This window comes from Streptomyces sp. NPDC027185 (assembly GCF_055567035.1).
On sequence record NZ_JBVHRF010000007.1, the window covers coordinates 390,162 to 407,272 of the forward strand.

Below are 17,111 nucleotides of genomic sequence, written 5' to 3' on the forward strand. Positions count from 1 at the left end.
CGCGCCCGAGGCGTCTCACCTCCGGTAGGGGTCCTCAGCGTGCAGGGCTTTGTCGATGATCTCCGCGACGTCGGTGTCGCCGAACACCGAGGGCAGCGGCAGCGCGACGTCGTCGAAGACCGCGCGGACCTCGTCGACGGTGGGCTCGTCGCCGAGCGGGGCGATACCGCGCAGGTCGAGGCGGACGGCCTGCTCACGGCTCTGGTGCAGCTCGGTGACGTAGTAGTCGTAGAGCGGCCGGCCGCGGGGGACGAGGAGGTTGACGCGGTTGGGGTCGTCCTGGGTGATGATCAGGCAGGACTCGGAGAGGTCGAAGCGGAGGGTGGGCACGCCCGAGGAGAGATGGACGCTGATCTCCAGGGTGTCGAGCCGCTGGCGGTACCAGCAGGCGGCGAGGACCGTGGCGTACGCCTCCTTGCGGGTGCGGTCGGCGGTCCAGGCGTACGCCGCGTCGTCGTTGCGGCGGCGGGCGAAGGTCTGGCGGAAGCGGGCGTAGGCGGCGCAGGTCCGTTCGTCCGCCGGGTTGATGATGTCGATCTTGACGCTGAGCTGGGCGCGCCGGCGGGTGGCGCTCGCCACGCAGCGCGGCAGGGTCACGGCGCGCAGGTAGGTGCCGGTGCCGCCCTTGAAGTACCAGCGGTTGGTCTGGGCGCGGGCCTCCTCCAGGGCGTCGCCGACCTCGTCGCCGGACAGGGAGCGGACCATCGCGAGGTCCTCCAGGGCGCGGCGGGTGTCCGCGGACGCCTCCTCGATGTCGGACTTGCGGCGCAGCCGCTCCGTCATCGAGCCGACCGCGAGGGTGCCGAGCACCAGCAACGTCGCGCCGGACGACACGTCGTCGCTGATGACGTCGCCGAAGACGTCCATCATGCCGATGGTCAGGCCGAGCCCGACCGCGATCAGCACGTCCAGGTTCCTGATCACCCAGGCGACGCCGAACTCCACCCGTCCCACTCGCTGCACCACGTCGAGCCCCCTCCCCGTTCCCTCGCATCGTAGGAGTTCGGGGAGGGCTCTGGCCAGGGCCGCCAAGATCCCTGACGGGCCGGGGAGTTGCCGCGGCGCGCCCCTGACGTGGTGCGAAGCGGCGCCCCCGGGGCGCGTGCGCGGGCGGCGCCGGGCTGTCGGTGGCCTCGGTTACGGTGGGACGAATCAGGACGGATCTCGGCCGGCGCGGCCGACGGCGGGCGTGGAGGCGGCACGGTGCACGGCGAGTACAAGGTTCCCGGCGGCAAGCTCGTCGTGGTCGATCTGGACGTGGCCGGCGGTGTGCTGCGGCACGTCCGGGTGGCCGGGGACTTCTTCCTGGAGCCGGACGAGGCGATCGGCGCGATCGACAACGCGCTGGAGGGCGCCCCCGCGACCACCGACGCGGTGGGGCTCGCCGCACGGATCACGGCGGCGCTGCCGGCGGACACGGTGATGTTCGGGCTGACGGCGGAGGGCGTGGCGATCGCGGTGCGGCGGGCGCTGGCGCAGGCCACCGAGTGGGGCGACTACGACTGGCAGCTCATCCACGACCAACCGCAGCCGCCCGCCCTGCACATGGCGCTCGACGAGGTCATCACCGCAGAGGTGGCGGCGGGTCGCCGTCCGCCGACGCTGCGGGTCTGGGAGTGGGACGCCCCCGCCGTGATCATCGGCAGCTTCCAGTCGCTGCGCAACGAGGTCGATCCGGAGGGCACCGCCCGGCACGGCGTCACGGTCGTCCGGCGGATCTCCGGCGGCGGCGCGATGTTCGCCGAGCCGCGCAGCACCATCACCTACTCCCTGGCCGTCCCCGAGGCGCTGGTCTCCGGCCTGTCGTTCGCGGACAGCTACGCGTATCTGGACGACTGGGTCCTCGGCGCCCTCGGCGACATGGGCATCAAGGCGTGGTACCAGCCGCTCAACGACATCGCCACCGAGGTCGGCAAGGTCGCCGGCGCCGCGCAGAAGCGGATGGTCGGCCCGGACGGCGGGCCCGGCGCCGTGCTGCACCACGTCACCATGTCGTACGACATCGACGCCGCGAAGATGCTCGACGTGCTGCGGATCGGCAAGGAGAAGCTGTCGGACAAGGGCACGAAGAGTGCCAAGAAGCGGGTCGATCCGCTGCGGCGGCAGACGGGGCTGCCGCGCGAGGAGGTCATCACGCGGATGATCGGCTCGTTCCGCGACCGGTACGGGCTGACCCGCGGCGCGGTCACCGACGCGGAGCTGGCGCGCGCCGAGGAGCTGGTGCGGACGAAGTTCGCGAACGAGGAGTGGACGGCGCGGGTGCCGTAACCGCCGGGCGGGGCCCGGCCCTTCGGATGCGGGGCGCTCCGGCGGGTTCCCCGGCGGCCGGACACGGGGACCGGGGGGCCGGCGGCGGGTCCCGGCCACGCGGCTGCGGGCCCGTCCGGCGGTCCGCAGCCGGTATCTGACGGGCCGTTTTGTTCTGGCGGTGAATCCTCCATACGATCCGTCGATGATCATAAGAAAGCGGCTGGCGGCCGGGGTGTGCGGCCTGCTCGCCACGGTGGCCGTCGGCCTGCTCCCCACACCCGCCGCGGCCGGTGAGCCGGACGCCAAGCCCGTCCCGAAGGTCGAGCTGGTCCTCGACGTCAGCGGCTCCATGCGCGCCCGCGACCTCGACGGACAGAGCCGGATGGCGGCGGCGAAGTCCGCGTTCAACGAGGTCCTGGACGCGGTGCCGGCCGATGTCGAACTGGGCATCCGCACCCTCGGCGCGAACTATCCGGGCGAGGACCGCAAGGTCGGCTGCAAGGACACCAAGCTGCTCTACCCGGTCGGGCCGCTCGACCGGAACGACGCGAAGACCGCGGTCGCCACGCTGGCCCCCACGGGCTGGACGCCGATCGGCCCGTCGCTGCTGGCCGCCGCCGACGACCTCAAGGGCGGTGACTCGGCCCGGATCGTTCTGATCACCGACGGCGAGGACACCTGCCAGCCGCTCGACCCCTGCGAGGTGGCGCGCGACATCGCCGCCCGGGGCATCCACCTCACCGTCGACACCCTCGGCCTGCTGCCGGACGCCAAGACCCGTAAGCAGCTGAGCTGCATCGCGGAGGCCACCGGCGGTACGTACACCTCCATCCACCACACCGAGCAGCTCGGCAAGCGGGTGCACCAGCTGGTGGACCGGGCGGCCGATCCGGTGGTGACGCCGGTGGCGACCGAGGGCGCCGCGCAGTGCGCGAAGGCGCCCGAGCTGAAGCCCGGCCTCTACAGCGACCGGGAGCGCTTCGCCGAGCACCGCTGGTACCGCGTCGCGGTCCGGCCCGGCCAGGAGCTGCGGGCCTCGGTGAGCGTCGCCGCGGACCGGGCCGTCGACAACGACTACGGCGTGCTGCTGCGGGCGGTGACCGTCCACGGGCGGGAGATCGTCCGCGGTTCCGAGGCCGGTGACGGGCGCACCGACGTCCTCTCCACCGGCCTGCGCTACCCCAAGCCGGACGAGGACGCGCCGGACGGCAGCGACACCCCGCCCGCCGAGACGGTCTGCCTCCAGGTCAGCAACTCCTTCTCCGCCCCGGCGTCGGTCAAGCGGGAGCCGGGCCTGCCCGTCGAGCTGGCCGTCGATCTGGTGGACGCGCCGCGCGCCGCCGCCGATCCGGCCGCCTTCGGGCTGGGCCGCGGCTGGTGGCTGCTGGTCACCCTCGCCCTCGCCGGTCTGGTGGGCGGCCTCGTGTGGGGCTGGATCTCCCGCTGGCGCATCTCCGTCTGGAGGACCAACTGATGCGGACCCCGCGCACCGTGACGGCGGCGCTGCTCACCGCCGCCGCCCTGCTCACCTCGGCCGCCCCGGCGCTCGCGGACGACCCGGAGCCCACCGCTTCCGCCGGCTCCCCGAGCCCCGGCTCCGACGGTGCGGCGCCCGCGCCGACCGAGGCGGGCACCTCCTTCCGTACGGCCGCCCTGATGCTGCCCGGACAGCGCGCCACCGCCGACGCCTCCACGGGCGACTACCTGTACTGGGCGGTCCCCCTCGACGGGGGTCAGGACGCGACGGTACGGGCGAAGGTGAAGCTGCCCGACTCGGCCCGGCACGCCGCGGCCACCTGGCGTCTCGACGTGTACGACGGGCTGCGGCGCCGTCAGGCGTGCCGCTACGGCATGCAGGCGCGGACGGCGGCCGCCGACGCCGCGTCGGTGGAGCTGGCCTGCACCCTGCGGACCGTCCGCGCCTGGGCCGAGCCGTGGTCCGACGACCCGCTGCCGGGCCGCTACTACCTGCGGCTGACCACCACCGAACTGTCCCAGGAGGACCTGGGCCTGCCGGTACGCGCCGAGGTGACCGCGGATGTCAAGGACGCGGGCGCCGCCCACGCCGTGGACGGGGCGCTGGCCGCGCCGCTCGTCCCCGGGGCGACCGTCTCCGACGCGCGCGACGAGGCCGGTGACGAGGGGACGGACGGCTCCCCGGCGAGCCCGTCGGCCTCCGCGGCCCCCACCGCCACGGCAGCCGAGCCGGACGGCGGCTGGGCCTCCGGCTGGTGGTCCGACCGCTGGATCTGGACCGCGGCGGGCGGCGTCGCCGCGGCCCTGGCCGGCATCGCGGGCTACCGCCTCACCGCCGGCCGCGGCCGCCCGTCCCGGGTCCCGCCCGGCGTCTGACGGGAGACCGGCGAGAGACCGGCAGAGCGGATCTTCCGCGTACGTGCCACGGGCCCGGCCGTCATGGCCGGGCCCGTGGTGTGTCCGGGCGGGCGGGTGCCGGGGCGGCGGAACGGCTGCTTCGGGCGGGCCGTGGTTGTCCGGGGACGGAGCGGGTGCCCGGAGCCTGCGAACCGGGTGCTTCAGGTGGGCCCGTGGCGCGTCGTACCCGGGCCGGTCCGGGTACGACGCGTTTCCGGCCCGGGGCGGGCTCCCGGGGCGTCTCGGGCGGCGCGCGCTCCCGGTCCGCGCGCCCCGCCCCCGTGCCCCGGGTGCGTCGCCCCGCACCGGGCGGCCCGCTCAGCCGTTCAGCGCCGGGATGACCCGCTCCCCGTACGCGTCGATGACGGCTTCCTTCGCGTCGTGCATGGCGTACAGCGCGAACTGGTCGACGCCCAGGTCCCGCAGGTGCCGCAGCTTCTCGATGTGGGCCTCGGCCGGTCCGAGGAGACAGAAGCGGTCGACGACGGCGTCCGGCACGAACGCGGTGTCGGGGTTGCCGGTCCGGCCGTGGTGGGCGTAGTCGTATCCGGCGCGCTTGTCGATGTACGCCGTCAGCTCCTCCGGGACGGCCCCGGAGTGCGCGCCGTACCGGGCGACGAGGTCGGCGACGTGGTTGCCGACCATCCCGCCGAACCAGCGGCACTGCTCCCGGGCGTGCGCGAGATCGTCGCCGACGTAGGCGGGCGCGGCCACGCAGACCGTCACCTCGGCCGGGTCGCGCCCCGCGTCCGCCGCCGCGTCGCGGACCGCCTTGACCATCCATGCGGTGAGGAACGGGTCGGCGAGCTGGAGGATGAAGCCGTCGGCCAGCCGCCCGGCCATGGCCAGCGCCTTCGGACCGTACGCGCCCATCCAGACGGGCAGCCGGCCCTCGCGCACCCAGGGGATGCGCAGCCGGTGGCCGCCGATGTCGGCCTCGCGGCCCTCGGCGAGGTCACGGATGACGCCGATCGCCTCGCCCAGGCGGGCCAGGGTGTTGGGCGGCCGCCCGGCGACCCGCATCGCGGAGTCGCCGCGGCCGATCCCGCAGACGGTGCGGTTGCCGTACATGTCGTTGAGGGTGGCGAAGGTGGAGGCGGTGACCTCCGGGGTGCGGGTCGAGGGGTTGGTGACCATCGGTCCCACGATGAGCCGTTCGGTGTGTTCCAGGATGCGGCTGTGGATGACGAACGGCTCCTGCCAGAGGACGGCGGAGTCGAAGGTCCAGCCGTAGCGGAACCCCCTCCGCTCGGCCCGGCGCATCAGCTCCACCACGGACGAGGCGGGCGGATCGGTCTGCAGAACGACTCCGAAGTCCACGCTGCACTCCTTCTGTTCGGCGTACGGGCGGCCTGTGCGGCGTACGGGCGGCACCGGGAGCACCGGCCGGGCGGGGCCGGCGGCCGGGCCACGGCGGCACCGGCCGGTGCCGCCCGCCGGTCCGCCCGACGCCGACGGTGCCGGAATCCTTCCACAACGGGGCGTACCGAACCCCGTACGACGCCACCCGCCACATCCGGCCGCGTACCTGCGAAGACGCCCCCGCGACTGCGCCGAATCCGGCCCCGCGCAAGGACGTTGGACCTCCTGCGGGGGTTGTCCACAGGGCTTGCGGCGGCCGGTGCGGACGTGGGGTAGCGGCCTCCCGTCCGCCTCTCCGTCCGTGCGGAACTCCCCCTTCCATGGCTGGAGTTCGGCCACCATGAACGCATGACCGGTATGGACGAAAGCCTCTGGAACGCGGACATCGGACCGTCGCACTACTCCGGCAGCGAGCAGACCTATCAGGGGGCGGTGCTGGAGCAGTACAAGCTGTGTGTCGAGATGGCCGACCGGGTCAGTTCGCGGCGCAATCTCACCAACACCTTCTTCCTGACGCTCAACACCGCGGTCGTCGCCGCCGCGGCGGCCAGCGGCGCCGCGACGGGGAGCGGTGGCGCCCACTTCTCGGTGTGGGTGCGGCTGGCCGGGCTGGTGATCCTGCTGACGCAGTGCCTGGCGTGGTTCGTGACCATGCGCTCCTACCGCCAGCTCAACGCGGCGAAGTTCGCGGTGATCGGCGCGCTGGAGCGGAAGCTCCCGGCCCTGGCCTACTCCGACGCGGAGTGGGGCGCCCTGGGCGAGGGCCGCGACTGGCGCCGGTACCTGCCGCTGACCTATGTGGAGCAGTGGGTGCCGTCGATCTTCGCCGTGGCCTACGTAGTAGGGTTCCTCGCCACCGTGGCGTGAGGCGCCCGGGACCGGCACACGGGCCGAGGGGCGAGGTGGGAATGCGGACGATCGCCGTGACCGGCCACATGGATCTGGCCGAGGGGACGGAGAAGCTGCTGCGGGACGCGCTGCCCGCACTGCTGCGTGAACTGTCCGCCGGAGCGGATGAGGTGACGGGCGTGTCCTGCCTGGCCCCCGGCGCCGACTCGGTCTTCGCCGAGGCGGTGCTCGACGCCGGGGGCACCCTGGCGGTGATCCTGCCCTTCCGCGACTACCGGCGCTCCCTCACCGACCCTGCCGTACGGGAGAGGTTCGACCGGCTGACGGCGGCGGCGTCCGAGGTGACGGTGCTGCCCTACGCCGCGGCGAGCCTGGCCGCGTTCGAGGCCGCCAATTCCGCGCTGCTGGCGCGGGCGGACGCCCTGATCGCCGTGTGGGACGGGCAACCGCCCGCGAAGGGCGGCGGTACGGCCACCACCGTCGCCGAGGCGCGCGAGGCGGGGCTGCCGGTCCGGGTGCTCTGGCCCGAGGGCGCCCGGCGCGGCGCCGCACGGTAGCCGGGCGGCGGGTCACCCCGTACCGCCTGTCGCCAGATCGCGTGCGGTGAGCTGTACCGCGACGGGCCACAGGGCACGGTCGAGGGCGCCCATGAGCCGGTCCTCCAGGGGCGGCGGCCACCGCAGCGGCACGAACCGCGGCCGGCCGTCGGGGGTGAGGTGGACGATGCCCCGCACCCGGGAGGTGACCCGGCTGCGCTCGTAGGGCGGCAGGGTGACAAGCCCCCGGTCGGCGGCGAGCGTGCGGAACTCCTCGTACGCCCGCTCCTTCATCGGGACGAGGAAGAGCAGACGTTCCGGGGGCAGGACGCGCATCGCCTCGCCGATCTCCCAGAGCGTGCCGGGGCCCGTGCCGAGGACGATGACGACGAGGGTGGCGTGGCGCATCATCGTGCGGACGTCGTCCTGCCAGCCGTCGCGCGGCAGATACATCCGCCGTGCCCCGGCGCGGGGCACCCGCTCCCCCGGGGCGCCCACGCCGACGAGCGGTCCGGCCCAGGAGAGTGCGGCGCCGATGCGTTCCTCCTCGCCGTCGGCCAGGGTGATCCAGCCGTTCAGCCAGCCGCCCACCAGGGGGATGCGGTGCGGGCGGGCGAGGCGGTGGTCGTCCCCGAAGGAGCGCAGGTAGAGGACGTAGCCGCCGGGGGTGAGGTCGTGCGGGGAGGTGATCACCTTCTCGTAGTGCTGGACACCGAGGCGGAGGACGGAGTTGCCCAGGCCCGTCAGGGCGACGGCCAGCGCCAGTTGGAGGGCGGCGAGGGGCGGGCCCCACCATGGGATCTCGCCGGTGGCCCAGAACTCCCGCGCGGCGTGCAGGGCGAAGCAGAAGCAGAGCCAGCCGAGGCCGCAGAGGGCTCCGCCCAGGACGGTCGCCCGCCAGAACGGTGAGGTGCGCGGGCCGGGCCGCAGGGCGCCGGGGGCCTCGGCGGGCGGCGGCAGTCCGTGGTCGGCGCGGTGCCGCCGCAGCCGGGAGAGCGAGAGTTGCGCGGTGAGCCGTACCCGCCGCCCGGCCGTGAAGCAGCGTTGCCCCAGGAACCACAGGAGCGCCGCCGGTACCAGGACACGGCCGAGCCTGTCGGCCGTGTCGGTCCGGATCAGCAGGTAGTTGGCGTGGATGACGGCTCCGGCGCCGCATGCGCACAGCAGGGCACCGGCGCCCAGGTGCCATACGCCGACCCGGGCGGAGGTGCGGTAGAGCACCACCACGGCGGCCACCGCGCAGAACCCCGACGCGGACGCCGGTCCCCACACCGCGGCCACCACGGCCGAGAGGGGCAGCAGCGGTACGGTCCACCACGGCAGCGGCGGTTCGGAGGGCTTCTCGGGCCCGGCCACGGCGATCACCACACCTCGGGGTAGCGGTCAACTCGGTGCGGCCGGTGGCTGGTTCGGCCCGGCCGGAGCGAAGGCTAGTCCCGCACCGGAGGGGCGTCCGGGCCCGCGCGAGCCGGGGGCGGAGCACCGGGCGGGTGTCCGTGCGGGGGTGAGCAGGGGCCATGCGCGTGCCGGTCCGGGGTGCGCCGCGGTCGGCCGCGGGCGCCGTTGCACCCGATGAGGTGAATTTGAGCCAAGTGGGGCCCGTTGCCCGTCGGGTGGTACGGGGTGGCGGGTGAGTGCTGACGCCGGGGTGATGGTGACCGAGGAGGGCCGGGCCTGTGCCCAACCGGGCCGCTCCCGGAGGGCGGACCGTTCACGTCCGGCCCTGACCAGCGTCCCGTCTCAGCGGTCGGCTCCGTAATTTCCTTCGGGGACGCCCCCTGGGCCTGTCTCGTGCGCGCGGTGCCAGGCGCTGGGGTCGGCTGGCAGAAGCCGCGGGCGCAGTCCAGGGTGCCGGCGGGGAGGGCGGGGCGCGTCCTCGTGATACTTGCCGGCTGGTGGCGGTTCTGCGTGTTTGTGATCTTTCCCGACCGTCCTTCAGGCCCGCATTCGGCAGAACAGGTGCCTCGGGACGCACATCGACGTAATGTGTGCTCTCGAATGTTGCCTATTACCTGGGCCGTTGGTGCGGCCACAGCTTCGGGAGGGTTCGGTGGTTGCGGACATGGTCAGGACCTGGGTGGCGGGCTGGGCCGTGTCCCGGCGCACGCCACCGCCTGTCGAAAAGCCCTGGGGGTTCCATGTCGAGGTGACCGACAACCCCGACGAAGTAGGACGCCATGTCCTGCCCGAGGTCGAGGAGTCATTGGTCCGCAGGGCCGCGGGCTCGGTGTCCGTACCGCGGACGTGGATGAAGATGCCCGCGGAACCGGAGGAGATCGAGTCCTGGCTCCCCCAGGAGTGGGTCTGGGAGGAAAACGGCCATCTGATGGCCGTTGACCTGATGGCCACGAACCCGGCCGCTCCTGAGGGGTACACCGCGACAGTGGAGACCGTTGGAGCCGTCACCCACGCTCGGGTCCTGGACGCGGCGGGCAAGCAGGCAGCCCAGGGGCAGATGGCGTCCCTCGGGGAAGTCGTGGTCATGGATCGGGTGGTGACGGAGGAGGCCCATCGTCGGCGCGGGCTCGGCAACTTCGTGATGCGTACGCTTTCCGACCACGCCCTGAAGGAGGGCGCGGCCCTCGGCGTTCTCGGTGCGACCGACGCCGGGCGCGCGCTGTACGAGACGCTGGGATGGAAGAAGCACGCCACGCTAGCGGAGTACGTCTACCGGCCCTGAAGCAGGCCCATTGGCCGTTCGCGAGGGTGGCTGAATCCGACGCACACCAACAGTCCGGACAGTCATCGCTCTGGCCTTCGCACACCTGCGGTCAGATCCGTCTCGTCCTCAACAGGTGCTCATGGCAAGCGACATGGGGCCCACGCTCAGCGTCTGGGCGCCGCCCTCGCGGCGGGTGGGGCGGACCGCGGCTCGCCAGTGCTCCGCTTCGGCCGGTCGGTCCGCCCGCCATGCCCGTCCGCACTGCCTGTCCCATGGCCTTGAGCGCCGCCGGACGCGTGCGGTTGAAGAAGACGCCGTACGGCCACAGGACCGGACACCGGCTGCGGGTACGTGCCCGGCTGGTGCTGCACGCCGCGCGTGGACACCCCGACGCGGGCGTCGCCCGGCCCCGTGCCCGGTGGGCCCGGCCGGATGCCGGGACCACCGGGGTGTCAGCTCAGCCGGGCGTCGGCGTACGCCTCCATCGCCGCGCGCTGGTAGGCGGCCAGGCCCTCCGCGATCCGGTCGAAGTTGGCGCGGAAGCGGGGGTCGTCGGTGTAGGTCGCCGCCAGCCCCCGGTACGCCTGCGCGTTCGGGGTCCAGAAGCGGCAGACGCCGCGGTAGTGGGTGTCGGTCTCGGCCTGCACCTCGGGGTCGGTGACGGGTGTTTTCGCCACCATGAACTCCGCCATGCGGATCATCTGGGCCGTCGCCTCCCGCTGCCACCGCTCGGTCTCCTCGCCGGTCATCGCCTCGGTGGCGCGCCGGGACTCCTCCCACGCCGCCGGCCAGCGCTCCCGGACCTCGGCCTCCATCTCCGGGTCGTGCTCGAAGCCCTCGAAGAGGTTCTCGGGGCGGTTGATGCCGTTCATGTCGGGGTGTTCCCTGCCTTCCTCCAGTGCGGCGAGGGTGCGGCCGACCGTACGGGCCAGCGTCGTCAGCCGGTCCCGCTCCGCCAGCAGCCGGGTGTGGTGCTCGCGGAGTACGGCGATCCGGTCGGCGCGGCGCTCCAGCACCTCGTGGATCTCCCGCAGGGAGAGGCCCAGCTCCCGCATGAGCAGGATCTGCTGGAGCCGCAGGAGTTCCGGCTCGCCGTAGCGGCGGTGGCCGTTGCTCCCGATACCGGCCGGGGGCAGCAGGCCGATCCCGTCGTAGTGCCGCAGCGTCCGGGCCGTCACCCCGCTCATCCGGGCGACCTCGGCGATCGACCAGGTCATCGCGGTGTCCTTCCTCGCCGGGCCGGTCTCTCCGGCCCTGGTGGAGACCGTAGAAGTTGACGTAACGGCAACCGCAAGCGGCGGTCAGCCCGCGGGGTGGCTCAGGCCCCGGGGGACGTAGACGCCGTGTCCGGCGCGGCCGGTGTGGCGGCGGTTCTCGATCACCGGGACGCCGCGGGAGAGCACCGTCTCGACACGGCCGGTCACCCGGCGGCCCTCGTACGCGGAGTAGTCGACGTTCATGTGGTGGGTGGCGGCCGACAGGGTCTGCTCGGCGTGCGGGTCGTAGATGACGATGTCGGCGTCGGAGCCGGGGGCGAGGGTGCCCTTCTTGGGGTGGAGGCCGAACATCCGGGCCGGGGCGGTGCAGGCGATCTCGATCCAGCGGCGGCGGCCGATGTGTCCGTCGACGACGGCCTGGTGGAGCAGGTCCATACGGTTCTCCACGCCGGGCATCCCGTTGGGGATCTTCGAGAAGTCGCCGCGGCCCAGCTCCTTCTGGCCCGTGAAGCAGAACGGGCAGTGGTCGGTGGAGACCACCTGGAGGTCGTTCGTCCGCAGGGCGCGCCAGAGCGTCTCCTGGTGCTCGGCCGGGCGCAGCGGGGTGGAGCAGACGTACTTGGCGCCCTCGAAGTCCGGTTCGGCGAGGTTGTCCGTCGACAGGAAGAGGTACTGCGGGCAGGTCTCGCCGTGGACCGGCAGCCCCTCGTCGCGGGCGCGGACGATCTCCGCGACGGCTTCGCGCGCCGAGACGTGGACGACGTAGACGGGGGCGCCCGCCACCTGCGCGAGCTTGATGACGCGGTGGGTCGCCTCGGCCTCCAGGAGCGCCTTGCGGACCTCGCCGTGGTAGCGCGGGTCGCGTTCGCCGCGGGCCAGGGCCTGTTCGGCGAGGACGTCGATGGCGAGGCCGTTCTCCGCGTGGGTCATCACCAGCGCGCCGTTGTCCGCGGCGCGCTGCATGGCGCGGAGGATCTGCCCGTCGTCGGAGAGGAAGACCCCGGGGTAGGCGGTGAAGAGTTTGACGGAGCTGACGCCGGATTCGACGAGGCGGTCCATCTCCTTCAGGGAGGCGGCGTTCACGTCGGACATGATCATGTGGAAGGCGTAGTCGACCGCGCAGACGCCGTCCGCCTTGGCGTGCCAGGTGTCGAGCCCCTCCTGGAGGGAGCCGCCCCTGGGCTGGATGGCGAAGTCGACGATGGTGGTCGTGCCGCCCCACGCGGCGGCGAGGGTGCCGGTCTCGAAGGTGTCGGACGCCCGGGTGCCGCCGAAGGGCATCTCCATGTGGGTGTGGGCGTCGACCCCGCCGGGGATGACGTACTTCTGCGCGGCGTCGATGACGCGTTCGGCCTGCCAGTCGTGGCTGCCGGGGGTGGCGAGGGCCGCCACCCGGCCGCCCTCGACGAGGACGTCGGCGTGGAGTTCGTCGGAGGCGGTGATCACCAGGCCGCCGGTGATGAGAGTGCGTGTCACGTCCGGTCTCCCTCACTGCGCCACGGGTGCGTGCCGTGCGGCGGGCGGCCCGGCGCCAACGGCCGCCCGTGCCACGGGCGGTGACCTGCGCGAGGCCGCCGTCCGTTTCCTTCCGTGCGGGTGCCCGCGCGCGGCGGGCGGGCCCGTGCGGCGCCGGTCCCCGGGCGGGAAGGAGACCGTAGAAGCATGGCAGCCGCGGGGGCAATACCGTGTCCGCGGCCCGCGCGCGGGGCAGCCGTGTGGCGGCGCCGGTCATCCGGCCGGTTGAACGGGCGGCACGCGGTGCGCCCGGGGCGGTACGGGCCGGAAGGGGTGCGGGGTACGCGGAGTGGGCAGGTAACCGACGCCGCCGGGGAGCGCCCCTCACCGTCCGCGGGACGGGAGCCGGGCCGGGCGACGCCGGGACGCGGCGCGGGCGGCGGGAGCGGATCTCATCACCGGGCAGAGAGGCGACACGTCATGCAGCGGAGCACGCCGTGGGAGTTCTCCGACGACCGCGGGCGACTGGCGGTGGCCGGCGAACGGCCGTCGCGGATCATCACGTACCTCCAGGCCGGGGCGACGCTGTGGGATCACGGCGTCCGCCCCGTGGGGCTGTTCGGGTCGCAGCACGACGGGGCGGTGCCGGACCGGACGAAGAGCGGGGAGCTGCCCCGGGAGGGCATCCCGTATCTCGGCGCGGGGGCGGCGCTGCACCCGGACACCGTGCTGGGGGCGGCGCCGGATCTGGTGGTGGCCGTCACCTACGACGGCGAGACGGTGTACGGCCTGGCGGCGAAGACGGCGCAGGAGCTGGAGGCGCACGTCCCGGTGGTGGCGCTGGGCGTGGGTCCGGGCCGGGGGCTGGCCGTGGTGCGGGAGCGGTTCGCGGCGCTCGCCGGGTCGCTCGGCGCGGGCGAGCCGGCGAGCGCCGCGGTGGCACTGGACGACGCGGAGGACGCGCTGCGGACGGCGGCGGGCGACGGCCGCCGCCCCCGGGTGCTGGCGCTCTCCGCGGCCGGTCCCGAGCAGGCGTACCTGGCGCGGCCGGGGGCCTGGCCGGATCTGCGGACGCTGCGGGAGCACGGTGTGGAGCTGCTGGAGCCCGCCGCCGGTCCGGGCGCGAACTGGGCCACCGCCACCTGGGCCGACGTCGCGGCGCTCGCCCCCGACATCGTGCTGAGCGACGTACGGGCCAACGCCGCGCCGCCGCGGGCGCTGCGCGGCGGTGCGCACTGGCGGGCGGTGGCGGCGTCGGCGCGGCTGGTCGGCTGGAATCCGGAGGCGCCGTGCAGCCGCCGGGCGCACGCGCGGTTCTTCCACGAGGTGGCGGCGGCGGTCCGCGGCGCGGCCGGGCGGTGACCCGGCGCGGGCCGCGGCCGGGTCACTCCGGTGGGGTCGGGGTGTCGTGGCTGCGGTACATCGCCTGGACGTCCAGCTCCAGCTTGACGGTGGGGCCGACGACGGCGATGCCGCGGGCGAGCATGGTGCGCCAGTTCAGCGTGTAGTCCTCGCGGTGCAGTTCGGTCTTGGCCAGGGCCGCGCAGCGCAGCTCCTGGCCGTAGCCGCCGTTGACGACGCCGAGGTAGGAGGTGTCGAGGGCGACGGACCGGCTGACGCCGTGCATGCTCAGCGAGCCCTGGAGCTGCCACTGCGAGCCGCCGCGGTGCACGAAGCGGTTGCTGGAGAAGTGGATGTACGGATAGTTCTCGACGTCCAGGAAGTCCGCGGAGCGCAGGTGGTTGTCGCGGGTCTTGTTGCCGGTGGTGATGCTCGACGCGTCGATCCGCACCTCGACGTGGGAGTGGGCCATGTCGGCGCCGACCCGGATACCGCCCTCGAAGCGGGTGAACCGGCCGTGCACGTTGGCCATGCCGACGTGGCGGGCGATGAACCGGATCGCGGTGTGCGGCGGGTCGAAGAGCCAGGTCCCGGCGGTGGGCAGCTCCAGCTGCCGGGCCTCGGAGAGCCGCACCGGCTCGGGCTTTGCGCCGTGCCCGGCCGTGACCTCGACCGTCTCCTGATGGGGCTGGAGGGCGGCGACGGACACCATCACGCTGTAGCGGCCGGGCGGCAGCGCCACGGCGAACAGACCGAACGGGTCGGTGGCGCCCTTGAAGATCACCTTGCGGCTGGTGACGGCGGTGACCGTGACGTCCGCGCCGTCGACCGGCTGCCCGTAGGGGTCGGTGACCGTACGGGCGAGGCCGCCGGCGCCGACCGGCAGGGCCAGCCGGATACCCGCTCCGCCGCGGGCGGACCGGCCACGCCGGAGGAAAGCGAGAGCCATCGTGTGTGCAACCTTTCATCGGCGTGCGGTGCGTGGCGCCGGACGGTGCGGCCGCGGGCCCGTGCGGCGGCGGGACGCCCCGCGCCGGGCCGGTACCGCCATCCATGATCTTGGAACGTCCGGCGGGTGCGCGGGTGTCTCGAAATGAGACACCCGCGCACCGGACGGCCGCCGTCCCGGGCCGCCCGGCGGCGTCACCTCCCGGCCGCGGGCGCGCGCCGCCCCGGTACGGTGGACCGGTCGTGAGCAGCTCAGATTCCTTCCGCCCGGCGCCGGAGCAGGCGCTGATCCGCCAGGCGCGGGCCCGGTTCCTCGCCGGGCTCCCGCTGCCGGACGGCGCCCCCGAGCCACTGGTCTCCGCCTGGCGCCGGGCCGCGTTCTTCGGTGTCCCGAACGATCTGCCCGCCACCGGTACGCCCCGGCCCGCGGGCGACGGCGCGCTGGCCGGGGCCGCCCGGCCGGTGCTGGAGCGGCTGGCCGGGGCGCTGGACGACGGGGAGCGCCGGGTGGTCGTCGCCGACGGGCGGTGCCGGGTGGTGTGCCGGAGCGGTACACCGTCGCCGGGCACGCTCCGTGACGATCTGTCGGAGGAGGTCGTCGGGCACAACAGCGCCGCGCTGGCGCTGCGGTACGGGCAGCGGTCCGAGACGCACGGCCCTGAGCACGTCCTCGATCTGTGGCAGGAGGTGTCGGCGGTCAGTGTGCCGGTGCGGCGGCCGGGCGGGGTGCGGGCGCTGGGCACCGTCACGCTCGTGCGCGGGCTGTGCGCGCCGGGCGGCGGGCATCCGGACGCGGCGCTGGCGGAGGCGGTGGCCGCCGCGGTCGAGGCGGAGCTGGCGGCGCGGGGGCCGCGGGAGCCGGAGCGGCGGTTGCTGGACGCGTTCGCGCGGGAGCGGGCGGCCGGACGCGCGGTGCTCGCCTTCGACGGCCGCAGCCGGCTGGTGAGCGAGGCGGCGGCCGGGCTGCTGTCGCCGGAGGCGGTGGCCGGGCTGGAGCGGCAGACGGTGGCGCTGCTGGGCGCGGACGGGCCGGCGGGCCGCTGGGACGGTGAGCCGCTGGTGCGGTGGGGCGGCGCGGTCGCCGCGCGGCTGCTGCCGGTGCGGGAGGCGGGCGCGGTGACCGGGGCGCTCGCGGTGGTCGAGGAGGACCCGGCCGGCAGGGGGCCGGGGCCCGGCGTGGGGGCGGGCGCCGCGTCCTGTCTGCCGCCGGGGAGTTCGGCTCTCTGGCGGCGCGCCGTGGAGCGCGCGGTGGAGCTGTTCTCCTGTCCGCGGCCGCTGCTGCTGACCGGGGAGCGCGGGACGGGCAAGGCGACGCTGGGCCGGGCGCTGCTGCGCGGCCCGGACGGTGCGGCGGAGCCGCTGACCGTCGACGCGGCGTGCGCGCCGGAGGGCGAACTGGCGGCGCTGCGGCCGTATCTGACGGCGGACGGCGGGGCCGGTCCGGCGCCGGTGGCGCGGCCGGTGCTGCTGCTCCACGCCGAGCGGCTGGCCCAGCGGGACGTGGCGGCGCTGGTGGCGCTGCTCGGCGAACGGCCGCGGCTGCCGCTGATCGTGACGTACACCCCGGGCACCGAGGTCGGGCCGTGTCTGGCGCGGCTGCTGGACACCCTCGGGGCGCGGTCGGTGACGCTGCCGCCGCTGCGGGAGCGGCCGGAGGACCTGCACCACCTGCTGTCCCGGCTGTCCCCGCCACCGCCGCCCGGCCGCCCCCCGCTGACCTGGACCCTGGAGGCGGTACGGGCGCTGGAGGCGCGGCCCTGGCCGGGGAACGTCACCGAACTGGCCGCGCTGGTACGTGAGGTGGCGCGGGGGCGGCGGTCCGGCGGCCCGGTGCACCGCGAGGAGCTGCCGCGGCCGGTACGGCAGGGGGCCGTGCCGCCCCGTCCGGGCACCATCGAGCGGGCCGAACGGGAGACGATCCTGGCGGCCCTGCGCGCCCACGGCGGCAACAAGGCGCGCGCCGCCGCGTCCCTGGGCATCGCCCGCGCGACGCTGTACCGGAAGCTGCGCGGGTACGAGTGACGGGCGCGGCGGGCCGCCGGGGCCCGTTTCGGCGTCGGGCCACGCCCCGGGCGCGGGCCCGCCCCGCCCCCGGGCGCCGGAACAGGCCGCCCGCTG

The 17,111-nt window shown here is 74.7% G+C and carries 14 protein-coding genes; 8 read left to right on the plus strand and 6 right to left on the minus strand.

What is annotated here, in order from left to right:
- Positions 1-15 precede the first annotated feature (15 nt).
- A complete protein-coding gene (locus tag ACZ4M8_RS24060; RefSeq protein WP_467610534.1) occupies positions 16-966 on the minus strand; it encodes a hypothetical protein in 951 nt (316 codons plus the stop codon).
- 237 nt (positions 967-1,203) lie between these two features.
- Here ACZ4M8_RS24060 and ACZ4M8_RS24065 point away from each other — a divergent pair, with 237 nt between their 5' ends.
- The 3 genes from ACZ4M8_RS24065 (at position 1,204) to ACZ4M8_RS24075 (ending at position 4,602) form a co-directional block, all read left to right on the plus strand.
- Entirely contained in the window at positions 1,204-2,268 is a 1,065-nt protein-coding gene (locus ACZ4M8_RS24065) for a lipoate--protein ligase family protein (protein ID WP_467610536.1), read from the plus strand.
- A 184-nt stretch (positions 2,269-2,452) separates the two neighbouring features.
- Complete coding sequence (locus ACZ4M8_RS24070) at positions 2,453-3,724, plus strand: VWA domain-containing protein (protein WP_467610538.1); 1,272 nt, start codon at positions 2,453-2,455, stop codon at positions 3,722-3,724.
- Positions 3,724-4,602, plus strand: coding sequence for a hypothetical protein (locus tag ACZ4M8_RS24075; RefSeq protein ID WP_467610540.1), 879 nt, complete (start codon positions 3,724-3,726; stop codon positions 4,600-4,602). The genes ACZ4M8_RS24070 and ACZ4M8_RS24075 overlap by 1 nt, the downstream gene beginning before the upstream one ends.
- A 339-nt stretch (positions 4,603-4,941) precedes the next feature.
- On the opposite strand, the gene ACZ4M8_RS24080 is transcribed toward ACZ4M8_RS24075, so the two are convergent.
- Positions 4,942-5,943, minus strand: coding sequence for a TIGR03842 family LLM class F420-dependent oxidoreductase (locus tag ACZ4M8_RS24080; protein ID WP_467610542.1), 1,002 nt, complete (start codon positions 5,941-5,943; stop codon positions 4,942-4,944).
- Positions 5,944-6,333: 390 nt separating this feature from the next.
- Between ACZ4M8_RS24080 and ACZ4M8_RS24085 the strand changes: the two genes are divergently transcribed.
- Positions 6,334-6,852, plus strand: a complete 519-nt coding sequence (locus tag ACZ4M8_RS24085; protein WP_467610544.1) for a RipA family octameric membrane protein — start codon at positions 6,334-6,336, stop codon at positions 6,850-6,852.
- Positions 6,853-6,893: 41 nt separating this feature from the next.
- The gene (locus ACZ4M8_RS24090; RefSeq protein ID WP_467610546.1) at positions 6,894-7,391 is read left to right on the plus strand and encodes a hypothetical protein; all 498 of its coding nucleotides are present in this window, start codon (positions 6,894-6,896) and stop codon (positions 7,389-7,391) included.
- A 12-nt stretch (positions 7,392-7,403) separates the two neighbouring features.
- Here the strand turns inward: ACZ4M8_RS24090 and ACZ4M8_RS24095 are convergent, their stop codons facing one another.
- Entirely contained in the window at positions 7,404-8,726 is a 1,323-nt protein-coding gene (locus ACZ4M8_RS24095) for a transferase (RefSeq protein ID WP_467610548.1), read from the minus strand.
- 790 nt (positions 8,727-9,516) lie between these two features.
- Here ACZ4M8_RS24095 and ACZ4M8_RS24100 point away from each other — a divergent pair.
- Positions 9,517-10,050 carry a GNAT family N-acetyltransferase gene (locus ACZ4M8_RS24100; protein ID WP_467610550.1) on the plus strand — a complete coding sequence of 178 codons (534 nt, stop codon included), beginning with the start codon at positions 9,517-9,519 and terminating at the stop codon, positions 10,048-10,050.
- Positions 10,051-10,484: 434 nt separating this feature from the next.
- On the opposite strand, the gene ACZ4M8_RS24105 is transcribed toward ACZ4M8_RS24100, so the two are convergent.
- Complete coding sequence (locus ACZ4M8_RS24105; protein ID WP_467610551.1) at positions 10,485-11,249, minus strand: MerR family transcriptional regulator; 765 nt, start codon at positions 11,247-11,249, stop codon at positions 10,485-10,487.
- Positions 11,250-11,333: 84 nt separating this feature from the next.
- Entirely contained in the window at positions 11,334-12,725 is a 1,392-nt protein-coding gene (gene hydA / locus ACZ4M8_RS24110) for a dihydropyrimidinase (RefSeq protein WP_467610553.1), read from the minus strand.
- 459 nt (positions 12,726-13,184) lie between these two features.
- Between hydA and ACZ4M8_RS24115 the strand changes: the two genes are divergently transcribed.
- On the plus strand, positions 13,185-14,066 hold the full coding sequence (locus ACZ4M8_RS24115) for a substrate-binding domain-containing protein (RefSeq protein ID WP_450956654.1): 882 nt from the start codon (positions 13,185-13,187) through the stop codon (positions 14,064-14,066).
- Between the two features lie 22 nt (positions 14,067-14,088).
- Here ACZ4M8_RS24115 and ACZ4M8_RS24120 read toward each other — a convergent pair whose 3' ends face one another.
- A complete protein-coding gene (locus tag ACZ4M8_RS24120) occupies positions 14,089-14,994 on the minus strand; it encodes a YceI family protein (protein WP_467610555.1) in 906 nt (301 codons plus the stop codon).
- A 242-nt stretch (positions 14,995-15,236) separates the two neighbouring features.
- On the opposite strand from ACZ4M8_RS24120, the gene ACZ4M8_RS24125 reads away from it, so the two are divergent.
- Positions 15,237-17,015 (plus strand): helix-turn-helix domain-containing protein, encoded by a 1,779-nt coding sequence (locus tag ACZ4M8_RS24125; protein ID WP_467610556.1) that lies wholly within the window; start codon positions 15,237-15,239, stop codon positions 17,013-17,015.
- The last annotated feature ends 96 nt before the right edge of the window (positions 17,016-17,111 follow it).

Excerpts from the sequence above, each read along its gene's own strand:
- ACZ4M8_RS24070 (WP_467610538.1), top strand. The coding sequence starts at position 2,453 with ATGATCATAAGAAAGCGGCTGGCGGCCGGGGTGTGCGGCCTGCTCGCC.
- ACZ4M8_RS24075 (WP_467610540.1), top strand. The coding sequence starts at position 3,724 with ATGCGGACCCCGCGCACCGTGACGGCGGCGCTGCTCACCGCCGCCGCC.
- ACZ4M8_RS24085 (WP_467610544.1), top strand. The coding sequence starts at position 6,334 with ATGACCGGTATGGACGAAAGCCTCTGGAACGCGGACATCGGACCGTCG.
- ACZ4M8_RS24090 (WP_467610546.1), top strand. The coding sequence starts at position 6,894 with ATGCGGACGATCGCCGTGACCGGCCACATGGATCTGGCCGAGGGGACG.
- ACZ4M8_RS24105 (WP_467610551.1), bottom strand. The coding sequence starts at position 11,249 with ATGACCTGGTCGATCGCCGAGGTCGCCCGGATGAGCGGGGTGACGGCC.
- ACZ4M8_RS24115 (WP_450956654.1), top strand. The coding sequence starts at position 13,185 with ATGCAGCGGAGCACGCCGTGGGAGTTCTCCGACGACCGCGGGCGACTG.
- ACZ4M8_RS24120 (WP_467610555.1), bottom strand. The coding sequence starts at position 14,994 with ATGGCTCTCGCTTTCCTCCGGCGTGGCCGGTCCGCCCGCGGCGGAGCG.